6 protein-coding genes are annotated in these 13,857 nt (G+C 70.6%); 4 read left to right on the top strand and 2 right to left on the bottom strand.

Annotation, left to right across the window (positions count from 1 at the left end; all coding sequences use genetic code 11):
- Nucleotides 1-113: 113 nt before the first annotated feature.
- Entirely contained in the window at nucleotides 114-2,405 is a 2,292-nt protein-coding gene (locus DIE03_RS22335; protein WP_124454084.1) for an FUSC family membrane protein, read from the bottom strand.
- Between the two features lie 182 nt (nucleotides 2,406-2,587).
- On the opposite strand from DIE03_RS22335, the gene recC reads away from it, so the two are divergent.
- From recC to arfB, 4 genes are read left to right on the top strand one after another with little or no spacing between them, the layout of a single operon-like run.
- Nucleotides 2,588-5,947: an exodeoxyribonuclease V subunit gamma gene (gene recC, locus DIE03_RS22330; RefSeq protein WP_124454082.1), complete on the top strand. Its 3,360-nt coding sequence runs from the start codon at nucleotides 2,588-2,590 to the stop codon at nucleotides 5,945-5,947.
- Nucleotides 5,944-9,645: an exodeoxyribonuclease V subunit beta gene (recB, locus tag DIE03_RS22325; RefSeq protein ID WP_124454080.1), complete on the top strand. Its 3,702-nt coding sequence runs from the start codon at nucleotides 5,944-5,946 to the stop codon at nucleotides 9,643-9,645. Before recC ends, recB begins: the two co-directional genes overlap by 4 nt.
- Complete coding sequence (locus tag DIE03_RS22320; RefSeq protein ID WP_124454078.1) at nucleotides 9,642-11,936, top strand: AAA family ATPase; 2,295 nt, start codon at nucleotides 9,642-9,644, stop codon at nucleotides 11,934-11,936. The genes recB and DIE03_RS22320 overlap by 4 nt, the downstream gene beginning before the upstream one ends.
- Nucleotides 11,933-12,337 (top strand): alternative ribosome rescue aminoacyl-tRNA hydrolase ArfB, encoded by a 405-nt coding sequence (gene arfB, locus DIE03_RS22315; protein ID WP_124454076.1) that lies wholly within the window; start codon nucleotides 11,933-11,935, stop codon nucleotides 12,335-12,337. Before DIE03_RS22320 ends, arfB begins: the two co-directional genes overlap by 4 nt.
- A gap of 51 nt (nucleotides 12,338-12,388) precedes the next feature.
- Here the strand turns inward: arfB and DIE03_RS22310 are convergent, their stop codons facing one another.
- On the bottom strand, nucleotides 12,389-13,669 hold the full coding sequence (locus tag DIE03_RS22310) for an EAL domain-containing protein (protein ID WP_124454074.1): 1,281 nt from the start codon (nucleotides 13,667-13,669) through the stop codon (nucleotides 12,389-12,391).
- Between the last annotated feature and the right edge of the window lie 188 nt (nucleotides 13,670-13,857).

Raw genomic sequence — 13,857 nt, 5'->3', positions numbered from 1 at the left:
GGCGCGGGCCGCATGGAGCAGGCAGGTCATGCTTCGGGGATCGTTGAATCGCGGTGCGCCGGTGGCCGGTCCGCGGCGTGCGCGGGCCGGGCCACCGGCGCGGACATTCGGGTTCAGGCGGGCAGGCGGATCACGCTCGCATCCTTGCGGATCAGCAGCGACGACGCAAGCATCTGCTTGCACTGGTGCGCGAGCACCTTCAGGTCGTGCGTGAGCTCGGCGCCGACCGCATCGGATTTTTCCGCGGACACGACCATGGCGTCGAGATCGCGCGTGATCTGCTTCGATGCGTCGATCTGGTCGGCAGGCGGCGGCTCGCCGGCTTCGGCCTTCTCGAGATTGTCGAGTACGGCGGCAAGGCCGCGCTGCAGCGCGTCGTCGTGCAGGATGCCGCCGTCGGCCGCGCACGCGGTGCGGATCAGCGGTGCGGCGGCCGTGATCTGCGCGCCGAGCACGTGCGTCTGCACGAGCAGGTCGTTCAGTTCGGGCACGAAGTGCTGGTGCGCCTTCGGCTCGATCATCATGCGCTGGAACGCCTGCCCGAGGTTCGCGAACGCGATGTGCACGTCCTTGCGGGCGAGGCGGTAGCGATAGTCGTCGTCGAGGCTCGCGGCCGGCGACTCGACCACGGCCGCCACGCCCGGGACGACGGCCGCGCCGTCGGCAGCCGGGACCGGCGGCGGCGACATGCCGCGCCCGGCGCGCCACACGGCTTCGAAATACTTGCGAGTGGACGTCAGCATGTCGGTCACGAGCTTGCCCATCAGCCGGTATTCCCAGTACGGGAACAGCCGGCTCGCGGCGATCGCGATCATGCAGCCGACCACCGTGTCGATCGCACGCTCGCCGATGATCCGCATGCTGCCCGGCGCGAGCAGGTGGAACATCAGCAGCACGTACGACGACGTGAAGACCACGCTCGCCGCGTAGTTGAACAGCAGCAGGCTGTAGCTCATCACCATCGACCCGAACATGATCGCGATCAGCAGGTGCGTATCCTTGACCGTGTAGATCAGCGCGACGCTCGCCGCGCAGCCGATCAGCGTGCCGACGATACGCGCCGCGTTGCGCTGCTTGGTCAGCGAATAGCCGGGCTTCAGGATGATGATGGTCGTCATCACGATCCAGTACGCGTTCGTGAGCGGCAGCAGGCGGCCGATCCAGAAGCCGACCGCCACCGCGATCGTCACGCGCAGCGCGTGGCGAAAGCTCGGCGAGCGCATGTTCAGGTTCGAGAAGATCAGGAGCGGCGACATCCGGCGGCGCTGCAGGAAGCGCGTGAGCGCCTTGTCGATCTTCAGTTCGGTTTGCTGCGGATCGGCGTGGCCCGACAGGTTGCGCCGCATCCGGTCGATCAGGCGCGTCGCACTCCAGATGCGCCGGAACGTCGCGAGCACGGCCGCATACGCTTCCGCGTTGGTGGCCGCGAAGTTCTTCTTGCGCATCAGCTCGATCTCGTACTCGATCGCGCGCAGCTCGGCCTTCACGCTGATGTGCGAATGCGGCGCGCGGTTCTCGAGCACCGCGAGGCCGACCTCCTCGAGATCGGCCGCGGCCTTGCGGATCAGGTCGCGGTAGAAGATGATCAGGTCCGAACCGCCGAACGTGTTGCGCACCAGCGGGTAGTCGGTGTGCGCGCCGACGAACAGCTCGTGCAGGTCGACGCTGTTGATGAAAAGGTTGTACATCGCCGTGCGGCCGGGGTCGAGCTTGCCGCGCCGCAGTTTCGGCAGGTTGCGCAGCACGATGTCGCGCGCGGTCTCCTGCGTTTCGACCGCGGTGATCTGCCGGGCGACCAGATTGCGGTAGCACTCGTCGAGATCGGCGTCGAGATCGTAGAACTGCGCGCGTGCGAGCAGGTAGTCGGCACAGGCGAACAGGCTCTCGGCCAGCGCCTGCTGCTCGATCCGGCGTGCCTGCCATTGCGACACGAGCGTGGCCCAGTACGTGTACCAGAGGCCGCCCGCGAGAATCCAGCCGGCGTTGACGAACGCCTGCAGCGGCGTGAACTTCTCCTCGAGCGTCATCACCATCATGAACAGCGTCGCGAAGCTGATCTGCGGCCAGCGGTTGCCGTAGACGACGATCAGCGACAACACGAACGTGAGCGGCACGATCGTGAGCCACAGCGCGAAGATGTTCGGGGTGGCGAGGCCGGTGGCGAGCGCGGCCAGGAAGCCGATCACGCTGCACGCGAGCATTTCGTTGTGCTTGTACTTGAGCGGGCCCGGCATGTCGACGACGCAGGCGCCGAGCGCGCCCGTCGAGATCGTGAAGCCCAGTTCGCGGTTGTGAAACACGATCAGGCACAGCACGGCCGGCAGCGAGACGCCGACCGCGATCCGCAGGCCGCCGAAAAAGTACTGGCTGTAGAAAAACTTTCTGATTTCGACCGAATAGCGCATCGATGGGCTGAATGGCAGACGAAGAGGCCCGGGGGCGGCGTATTGACTGGCGACGAGTCTATCGTATTTCGCGGTCCGCAAAACCTGGCTTTCCGGCCGAGGTTCGCGGCGGCGGTCCATTTGCTATCCTTGGTGATCCTGTTCGCCCGGTCCGGCCGGTGCGAGGTTCCGACGCCTGCTTCATGCTCCATCTCTTCTATTCGAATCGTCACGAAACGCTGGCCGACGCGCTGCTCGAGGATCTGGCCGCGTTCCCGGCCCGCAACGGCCCGTGGGCGCCGCAACAGGTCATCGTGCCGAGCGCGGCGCTGCGCCGTCGCCTCGAGCTCGACATCGCCGCGCGCAACGGCGTGTGCGCGAACGTCGAGTTCACGTATCTCGCGCAATGGCTGTGGGCGCAGATCGGCCGCGTGATGGAGGTCCCCAAGCGTTCGCCGTTCGCGCCCGACCGCCTCGTGTGGCGCTGCTACCGGCTGTTCGCGCAGGTGGCCGGCGGCGCGCCGTGGCTCGCGTCGCCGCGGCTGGCCGCGTATCTGTCCGCATCCGACGATGCGATGCGCTACGAGCTCGCGCACCGCGTCGCGGCCGTGCTCGATCATTACCTGACCTATCGTCCCGAATGGCTGGCCGCGTGGCAGGCCGGCGAATCCGTGCTCGCGGGCGACGCCGCGCCGCGCGGGATCAGCGACGCCGCGCGCGACGACGAGCGCTGGCAGGCCGCGCTGTGGCGCGCGCTGCTCGCCGAGCTGAGCGACAGCGGTACGCCGCCCGCGCACCGCTTCCTCGTCGAGGCGCGCCATCTCGACGCTGAAACGATCGCACGTGCGGACTGGCCGGAATCGGTCAGCGTGTTCGCGCTGCCGACGATGCCGCCGCTGCACGTCGCGCTGCTGCGCGAGCTGTCGCGCTGGATCGACGTGCGCGTCTATGCGCTGAATCCGTGCCGCGAATTCTGGTTCGACATCGTCACGGCCGCGCATGCCGAGGCGCTCGACGCGGCCGGGCGGCTCGACTACCAGGAAGTCGGGCATCCGCTGCTCGCCGAGTGGGGCAGGCAGACGCAGGCGCAACTGCACATGCTGCACGAACTGACTGAAAGCGCCGCGTCGGGCGATGCATCGCGCTTCGTCGAGAATCCCGGGTCCACGTGGCTTGCACGCGTGCAGAACGCGATCCTCGAACTGGAGCCGGAGGCCGAAACCGGCGGCACGCCGGCCGAGCGCGGCATCGAGGTGCACGTGTGCCACAGTCTCGCGCGCCAGCTGGAGGTGCTGCACGACCGCCTGCTCGCGTGGTTCGACGCCGACGCGAGCCTGCAGCCGTCCGACGTGCTGGTCGCGGTGGCCGACCTTGCGGCGGCCGGGCCGCTGATCGATGCCGTGTTCGGCACGGCCGGTGCCGGCGGCGCGCGCGTGCCTTACCGGGTCACCGGCCTGCCGCCGTCGCAGGCAAACCCGGTCGCCCGCGTGCTGCTCGACTGGCTCGCATTGCCGGAACGGCAGGTCGGCGCGCCGGAGCTGGTCGAGTGGCTGCGCGTCGACGCGGTGGCCGCGCGCTACGACATCGACGCGGCCGCGCTCGAGACGGTGCAGACCTGGCTCGCGGCCGCCGGCGCGCGGCGCGGACTGTCGCCGCTCGCAAGCGACGACGCGGCCGTGCCCGCGCCGCGCCACACGTTCTCCGATGCGCTCGCGCGGCTCTTTCTCGGCTATGCGATGCCGGAAGGCGCGGCGCCGATCGGCGCGTGGCTGCCGATCGAGGCGGCCACGGGCAGCGAGGCCGAACTGCTCGGCCGGCTTGCACGCTTTACCGACGATCTCGACGGCTTTGCGCGTCGCCTGGCCGAATCGCACACGCCGGGCGGCTGGAGCGAACTGTTCGCCGACACGCTCGCGCGCTTCTTCGATTCGGGCGCCGCGCATGCGGATGCGCTGGCCGGCGTGCGCGACGCGCTCGATGCGATGCTGGCCGCGATGACGGAGGGGGCGCCCGACGAAGCGTTGCCGGCTGCCGTCGTCCGCGCGGGGCTGGCCGCGGCGCTCGACGATCCGGCGCGCGGCGGCGTGCCGTGGGGCGGTGTCACGTTCTCGTCGCTGACGAGCCTGCGCGGGCTGCCGTATCGCGTCGTCTGCCTGCTCGGGATGGACGACGGCGTGCTGCCGAGCCTTGCGCGCGCGGACGAGTTCGACCTGATGGCCGTGTTGCCGAAGCTCGGCGACCGGCAGCGCCGCGACGACGAGCGCAACCTGTTTCTCGACCTGCTGCTCGCCGCACGCGACCGGCTGCTGATCGCCTATACGGGGCGCAGCATTCGCGACAACGCGCCGTTGCCGCCGGCCGCACTCGTCGACGAATTGCTCGATCATCTGGCGATCGTCACGGCCGGCCCCGACGCTGCCCCCGACGAGGTCGATGCCGCGCGGCGCGCGTTCATCGTCGAGCATCCGCTGCAACCGTTCGCGGCCGCGTATTTCCAGCCGGGCAGCGCACTCGTGTCCTATGACGCCGAGCGGGCGACGCTTGCGTCGCTGCTCGCCGCCGAGGCGTCGCTGCTCGCCGCCGAGGCGTCGCGTGACGGCCCGCGCGAGTTGCCGTTCTTCGCGCAACCGCTGCCGGCCGAACCGGTCGAGCCCGTCGCGTTCAGCGAATTCGAGCGCTTCTGGCGTCATCCGGCGCGCGCGTTGCTGCGCGGCCGGCTCGGCATCGTGCTTGCCGATGCACAGGCCGAACTGCTCGATACCGAGCCGTTCTCGCTCGACTTCGCCGGCAGCGATGCGCTCGCCGAACGCGTGTTGCCGCTGTTGATCGAATCGGACGAGGGCGGCGTGCACGATCACGCGTTGCGCATTGCCGACGCGAGCCCCGAACTGCCGGGCGGTGCGACGGGCGCGGTGTGGCGCGACCAGGCGCTGGGCTCGATGACGCAGCTTGCGTCGAGCGTACGCCGCGCGCTGGCCGACGGCATCGAGCGGCGGCCGTTCTCGCTCACGGTCGTACCGGTGTGGCCCGATACGGAGCAGGCGTTGTTCGGCACTGACGACGCGATGCTGTCGGCCGATGCGGTAAGCGCACCGCTCGAACTGCACGGCACGCTGAACCGGTTGACGCCGGCCGGCCAGATCATCTATCGCTATGCACGGCCGAGTGCGCGCGACTATCTGTCCGCGTGGCTCGCGCATCTCGTCTATTGCGCGGTCGAGCCCGACGGCCCGCGCCGAACGCTGTGGTTCGGCAGCGGCGGTGCGTTCGAACTGACGCCCGTCGCGGCGCCGCTGGAGCGGCTCGCGCCGCTTGCCGCGCTGTTTCGTGCGGGGCGGCGCATGCCGCTGCGGTTCTTTCCGCGCAGCGCGTGGGCGAGGGTATCCGACGGCGAGGCCAAGGCCGCGAGTGTCTGGATCAACGAGCGCGTCGTGAGCGAAGCCGACGATCCGGCCATCGCGATCGCGTGGCGCGGTGCGCACCCGTCGCTCGACGAGCCGTTCGGCACGCTCGCGCGGCTCGTGTTCGAGCCGCTCGTCGAGCATCTGAAGGAGGTCGCATGAGCGCCGTGTCGCAGCCGCAGCAGGCGCTCGAACTCGACGTGTTCGCGTGCCCGCTCGACGGCGTCAACCAGATCGAGGCATCGGCCGGCACCGGCAAGACCTGGAACATCTGCGCGCTGTATGTGCGCCTGCTGCTCGAGAAGGATCTCGGCGCGGACGAAATTCTCGTCGTGACCTTCACTAAGGCGGCGACGGCCGAGCTGCACGAGCGGATTCGCAGCCGGCTCGCGCAGCTTGCGCATGCGCTCGACACGGGTGACGACGGCGGCGATCCGTTCATCGCACGCCTGCTCGAGACCACGCTCGGCGCTGCCGGTGCGCTCGATCCCGAGACGGCCGCGAAGCGGATCCGGCGCGCACTGCGCGCGTTCGACCAGGCCGCGATCCATACGATCCATGCGTTCTGCCAGCGTGCACTGCAGGAAGCGCCGTTCGCGGCCGCGATGCCGTTCGCGTTCGACATGGAGGCCGACGATGCGTCGCTGCGCTTCGAGCTCGCGGCGGATTTCTGGCGCACGCGTGTCGAGCCGGCGGCCGCACGCTGGCCGGGTTTCGCCACCTGGCTCGTCGAATCGGGCGCCGGTCCGGCCGCGCTCGATGCGCAGCTCGCGCGCCGGCTGAAGAAGCCGCTCGCCGCGCTGCGCTGGGACGGCGTGACCGAGCCGGACGAGTCGGCCGAGGCCGCCGCGGCCGAATGCTTCGCCGAGGCGGCGCGGCTGTGGGCGGCCGAGCGCGATGCAATCGATGCGTTGCTGCGCACCGCGCAGCCCGCGCTCAACCAGCGCTCGCACAAGCCCGATGCGCTCGCCGATGCGCTGGCCACATGGGCCGCGCATTTCGCACAGGGCGATGCGACGGCCGCGCTGCCGAAAGCGGCCTTGAAGCTCACGCAATCCGCGCTGGTGAAAGCGACGAAAAAAGGCGGCGCGACGCCCGAGCACGCGTTCTTCGATGTCGCCGACGCGCTCGAAGCCGCGGTGGCCGCCGCCGAGGCCGCGCAGCGCGCGCGCTGGCTCGCGCTGATCGCCGACTGGCTCGACGTGGCGCCGGGCGAGCTGGCCGAGCGCAAGCGCACGCGGCGGGTCGTGTCGTTCGACGACTTGCTCGCGAACCTGTATCACGCGCTGCATGCGCATCCGTGGCTCGCCGAGACGCTGCGCGCGCGCTATCCGGCAGCACTGATCGACGAGTTCCAGGACACCGACCCGCTGCAGTTCGCGATCTTCGACCGGATCTTCGCGCCGGGCGGCCCGCTGTTCCTCGTCGGCGATCCGAAGCAGGCGATCTACAGCTTCCGCGCGGCCGATCTGCATACCTATCTCGCGGCGCGCGCGCGAGCGAGCGCGTGCTACACGCTCGCGGTCAACCAGCGCTCGACGCCCGCGATCGTCGAGGCGTGCAACCGGTTCTTCATGTCGAATCCGCGTGCCTTCGTGCTCGACGGGCTCGACTATTACGCGGTGCGCGCCGGCACGCGCGTGCGCGTGCCGTTCGTCGACGAAACCGATCCGGGCCCGGCCGGTGACTTCCGGGTCTGGGCGTTGCCGGGCGGCGAAGGCACGTTGCTCAAGCGCGATGCACAGGCACAGGCCGCGCAGGCCTGCGCCGCCGAGATCGCGCGGCTGATGCGCGGCGCGCGCGAAGGGCACGTGCGGCTCGGCGAGTCGCCGCTGTCGCCGGGCGACATCGCGGTGCTCGTGCAGACGCACCGGCAGGGCAGTCTCGTGAAGCGCGTGCTCGCCACGTGGGGCATCGGCAGCGTCGAGCTGGCGCAGGCGTCGGTGTTCTCGACCGGCGACGCCGAGCAGCTCGAGCGCGTGCTGGCGGCGATCGATGCGCCGGGCGACCTGCGGCGCCTGCGCGCGGCGCTCGCGTCCGACTGGTTCGGCCTCGATGCCGGCGCGCTGTGGCGGATGGAGCAGGGCGACGGCGAGGCACGCGGCGAAGCATCCGACGGCACCGACGCGATGAGCTGGGTCGAGCGCTTCTCGCGATATCGGCTGCTGTGGCGCGAGCGCGGTTTTGCGGTGATGTGGCGCACGTTCACGCGCGAGCTGCGGATCGCCGAGCGGCTGATGGCCGGTGCGGACGGCGAGCGCCGCGTGACCGACATCAACCATCTGGCCGAGCTGACGCAGGCGCGCGCGTCCGCGCAGCCGGGCATCGCGCCCACGCTGCGCTGGCTCGCCGCGCAACGGCTCGACGGTGGCGGCGAGGAAGCGCAGTTGCGGCTCGAATCCGATCGCAACCTCGTGCAGATCGTGACCGTGCACAAGTCGAAGGGGCTGGAATACGCAATCGTGTTCTGTCCGTTCCTGAACGACGGCGGACTGCGCGAACCGCCTTCGTCCGCGCTGCCCGATGCGCGCGAGTATCACGACGAGGCGGGCGACGCCGTGCTGCATTACGGATGCGACGACGAGGCGGCCGCGCACGCGGCGCGGCAGGCGTTGCGCGAGCAGGCCGCGGAACGCGCGCGTCTCGTCTACGTGGCGCTCACGCGCGCGGTCTACCGTTGCTATGTCGTGGCCGGCCCGTACCTGTCGTCGCGCTCGACGCGTGAAGCGCGGCGCAGCGTGCTCAACTGGCTCGTCGCCGGCGCCGGCCAGTCGTTCGATGCGTGGCTCGACGAACCGCCCGACGAAGCGGCGCTCGAAACGGCGTGGCAGGCGCTCGCGGGCGGCCCCGTGAGCGTCGCGCCGCTGCCGGCGCCTGCGCGCCGCGAGCGTCTCGCGGCCGGGCACGATGCGTCGCAGACGCTCGCGGCGCGTCATGCGACGCGCGTGCTGCGCGACGCGTGGCGGATGGCGAGCTTCAGCTCGCTGACCGCGTCGATGGCGCGCGAGGAAGCGGGCGTCGCGGCCGTCCCCGACGACGAGCTGCGGCCCGATCACGATGCGCTTGCCGAGGTGACGCCGGACGGCGAATGGATCTTCGCCGAGCCGGCCGCGGCCGAACCGCCGGACGACGACATCCTCGTGTTCCCGCGCGGCGCGGCAGCCGGCGAATGCCTGCACCGGCTGTTCGAGCTCAGCCGCTTCACCGAGCGCGAGTCGTGGCACAAGGCCGCGCTCGGTGCGCTGCACGACCGGCCGGTCGAGGCGGTGCCCGAGCTCGCCGCGCGGTTGCCGGCGATGATGGCGCAGCTGGTCGACGACGTCGTGCACACCGAGCTCGTGCCGGGCATGCGGCTCGCCGATCTCGATCCGGCGAAGCGGCTCGACGAAATGGGCTTCCTGTTCCCGGCGTCGCTCGACCTGATGGCGCTGCGCCGCTTGCTGGTCGCACACGGCTATCCGGACGTTGCACTGGAGGCGGGCATGCTCGCCGGTTTCATCAAGGGTTTCATCGACATGATCGTCGAACACGACGGCCGCTTCTGGATCGTCGACTGGAAGTCGAACCATCTCGGCACGACGCCGGATGCCTACGGCCCGCGCGCGCTCGACGTCGCAATGGCCGATCACGCGTATCACCTGCAGGCGCTGCTCTACACGGTCGCGCTGCATCGCTACCTGCACGCGCGGCTGCCCGACTACGACTACGACACGCACATCGCGGGCTACCTGTACCTGTTCGTGCGCGGCGTGCGGCCCGACTGGCGCAGCGGCGGCGAGCCGTCCGGCGTGCATGCGCGCCGGCCCACACGTGCGCTCGTCGATGCCCTCGACCGGATGATGGAAGGGGGGCGCGCATGAAAGCGTCGGACGACACGCTCGAATTTACCGGCGGCCTCGTCGCGCGGCTGCCCGAGCCGGCCGATTTCGGCATCGCGCTGGCGGAGGGCTTCGCACGTCGCATCGGCGACCTCGCGCGGCGCGCCGGCGCACCGTCCGCAGCGGCGCGCTGGGCGGCACGCGCCGCGTTCGCGACGAGCCGTGCGACGGCCGGCGGCCACGTCTGCGTCGCGCTCGGCGCGCTCGCGCAGCGCTACGAAGCACCGCCCGACGAGGTGCGCGCCGCGCTCGCCGCGAGCGGCGTCGTCGCGTTCGGCACGCTTGCGCGCGGCGACGAGCGGCCGCTGATCGTCGACCGGCACGACCACCTGTATCTGTCGCGCTATTTCGATTACGAACGACGGCTCGCCGATGCGCTCGTCGCGCAGGCCGGTGTGGCCGTGCCGGACGAAGGCCTGTCGCCCGAGCGGCTGCGCGACAACCTTGCGCGCTACTTCGGGCCGGCCACCGGCGAAGTCGACTGGCAGCGCGTGGCGGCGATCGTCGCACTGACCGGCCGCGTGACGATCGTCAGCGGCGGCCCCGGCACGGGCAAGACGACGACCGTCGTCGGCGTGCTGGCCTGTCTGCTCGACGCGCACCCGGGGCTGCGCATCGCGCTGGCCGCACCGACCGGCAAGGCCGCGCAGCGGATGCAGGAAGCGTTGCATGCGCGGGCCGGCGACCTGCCGCCCGAGCTGGCCGCACGCCTGCCCGACACGTCGTATACGCTGCATCGGCTGCTGGGCGGCGGCGGAGCGGCCGGGTTCCGCCATCATCGCGACAATCCGCTGCCGTACGACCTGATCGTCGTCGACGAGGCGTCGATGATCGACGTCGCGCTCGCCGCGCACCTGCTCGACGCGCTTGCGCCGGGCGCGCGGCTCGTGCTGCTCGGCGACAAGGATCAACTGGCCGCGGTCGAAGCGGGCGCCGTGTTCGCGGAGCTGAGCGCGCGGCCTGCCTTTACGGCCGCGGCACGCACGCGGATCGCACAGGCGCTCGGCATCGACGAGGCGGCGTTCGTCGCGGCGTTGCCGGTGCCGGACGAAGCGGCGGCCGCAGCGATTCCGGCTGCGAGTCCGGCTTCTGCTTCAGCCCCGGTCTCGGCATCGGTTTCCGTTTCACGCAAACCGGCGCTCCGATCGAAGGCCGATCCGCGACAGGCGTCGCTTTTCGACGACGAGCCGCAGGATGACGAAGCTTCGTCGGCCGGAATCGCGTCGGCGCTACCCGTTGCGCCGATGCCGGCCGATACCGGCACGGCGGGCGACACGCCCGCATGGATCGAAGCCGACGAACTCACGTGGCTCGATGCCGTCGAACTGCCGCCGTTCGACGCGGGCGACGCGGCGCTTGCGTCGGTGACGGCGGCTGCATCGGCAACGATATCGAGCGGAGCGTCCGCCGCCGCGTCCGCCGTCGCCGCGCCGGCCCCGCTCGCGGACTGTGTCGTCTGGCTCGAGCGCAATTACCGTTTCGGTCTCGATTCGCCGATCGGGCGGCTGTCGCTCGCGATCCGCCGCGGCGACGTGCAGGCCGCGCTCGATGCGCTGCCCGCCGACGACGCGGCCGCCGCGTCGTTCGTCGACGATTCGGGCGATACGCTTGCCGCGTCGACGGTCGAGCGGCTCGCGCGTCGCTTCGGCGCGTACCTCGACGCGTTGCGCGACGCGCTGGCCGCGCCGGTGCCCGATCCGCTGCCGTTGTTCGACGCGCTCAACCGGTTCCGGATCCTGTGCGCGACCCGCAACGGCTCGCGCGGCGCGGAGCACGTCAATGCACTCGTGGCCGCCCATGTGCGGCACGCCGCGCGCGTGCCGCTCGCGGTCGGCGCGCACTGGTTCACCGGGCGGCCGATCATGGTGACGCGCAACGACTATGCGCTCGGGCTGTTCAACGGCGACATCGGCATCGCGTTACCCGATGCGCACGGTGTGCTGCGCGTGTGGTTCAGGCGCGCGGACGGCACCGCACGTGCGGTGTCGCCGGCTGCGCTGCCGCCGCACGAAACGGCGTTCGCGCTGACCGTCCACAAATCGCAGGGCTCGGAATTCGACGAAGCCGCGCTCGTGCTGCCGGCCGCGTTCAGCCGGGTGCTCACGCGCGAGCTGGTCTACACGGCCGTCACGCGTGCCCGCACGCGGGTCCAGGTGATCGGGCCGAGGCGCGTACTGGCGCAGGCGGTCGCGACACGCACGCAGCGCGATTCGGGGCTCGCGGCGCGCGTCGACGAAGCGCTCGCACGACGTCGCACGGAGATTTCGCGATGATGATCCGCTATACGCTCGATCCGGCCGAGGTCGAATGGACGGCCGTGCGCGCGCAGGGCGCGGGCGGGCAGAACGTCAACAAGGTGTCGAGCGCGATTCACCTGCGTTTCGACATCCGTGCGTCGTCGCTGCCGCCGGTCATCAAGGAGCGGCTCCTCGCACTGTCCGACCAGCGCATCACGCGTGACGGCATCGTCGTGATCAAGTCGCAGGAATACCGCACGCAGGAGAAGAATCGCGAGGCCGCGCTGGCGCGGCTCGACACGCTGATCGGCAGCGTCGCGTTCACGCCGCGCGCACGCGTGGCGACGCGGCCGACGCGTGCGTCGAAGGAGCGGCGGCTCGAGCACAAGTCGCGCCGCAGCGTGGTGAAGTCCGGAAGAGGGAAGGTGACCGACTGACGCAGGAGCGGCCGGCGGCCCGCGCAGGCCGACGTCCGCGGCTCGCGCTCGCTAGCGCATCACCGTGCCCGCGCTGTCGAGCACGAAGTCGACGCAGAACACGACGAGCCGGCTCTGCGCGCGGATCGCGACGGCGGCCGTATAGCAGTCGCGGCCCTCCGTCAGCGAGAAGTGCGGGCCCATCAGCGCGACGCGCCCGGGCGCGGCGATCGCACGCTGGAAATACGGGCGCCGCGACCAGTTGCTGTGGGTTTCGGGGAACAGCGGCGCGAGGCGGGTGGTGCCCGCCAGGCCGTCGTCGGTGCGGGCGCCGATCGACGGCAGGAACTGCTCGCCGGTCTCGTCGGTGACGAACACGCGGCGCGCGGTCGGTACCGCGAATACGCGTTGCGCGGCGTCCTGCAGGTCGCCGCTCGCGGAAAACGCGGCCGCACCGGTGAGCACGAGCCGTTCGATCGCGTCGAAGCCCGGCTGTTCGGCGACGACCGGCGTATGTCGCTGGCCGATGAAGCGCCGCCACGCGGCGTCGAGCATCGCGGGCGCGGCCGCGCTCGCGTGCGCGATCGACGCATCGGGCTGGCCGAACCGGAAACCCTGCACGAAATCGATATCGGCTTCCATCAGCGCCTGCAGCGCGTCGTCGCTTTCGACGCCTTCGGCCAGCACCATCGCGCCGGCCTGGTGCAGCATCGACACGAGGTGATGCATGATGCGGCGATCTTCGGCCGACCCGGTCGAGCGCTCGACGAGCGAACGGTCGAGCTTGACGATATCGGGCCGCGCGCGCCATACGCGGTCGAAATTCGAGAATCCGGTGCCGAAATCGTCGATCGCGATCAGGAAATCGCGATGCTGAATCATGTCGATCGTGCGGGCGAGCGCGGCTTCGTCGCGCGCCGGTTGCTCGACGACTTCCAGCACGATGCGGTTCGGCGGCAACGAGAAATGCCGGCACAGCGCCTCGACGAACTCGCGCTGCACGAGGCCCGTATCGAGCACGCGCGGCGTCACGTTCAGGAACAGCCAGCCGTCGCCGATGCCTTGCGCGACGAAGTTGGCCGTGTGCAGGCAGCGCGCGAGCCGGTCGAGCAGCAGCGCGTCGGCGTCGCCGCGCGTCCGGTCGAACAGCGCAGTGGGCGACACCAGCGCGCCGTTCGCGTCGACGACGCGCAGCAGCGCCTCGTAGCCGACGACGCGCTTGTGCGTGATCGACAGCACGGGCTGGAACACGCTGCGCAGCGTCGTGGTGCGATAGGTGGCGAGCCAGCCGCCGGGTGTCGGCGTGAGGCGTTCGAGCAGGGAGTCGAGCGACAGGTCGCGGGCGGGCTTCATGTCAACGGTGCCCGGGGGCGAGCGGCGGGGCGGGAGCGAGCCGCCACGCCGATGCAGTCGCATGCGCAGGCGGACGCGAAAGAACGTGGAGCATCGAGGCCGCCTTCTGCGGATAAGTGTTTCGAGTGTAACGGGATTGCAGCGTCGCGCGTATCAGGGTAACTCCAGACGCAAACGGTATACGCGCG

The organism is Burkholderia sp. Bp8992, from assembly GCF_003853705.1.
Classification (GTDB): domain Bacteria; phylum Pseudomonadota; class Gammaproteobacteria; order Burkholderiales; family Burkholderiaceae; genus Burkholderia.
Note: the sequence above shows the minus strand (reverse complement) of the source record. Positions and strands in the feature narration are given on the sequence as shown.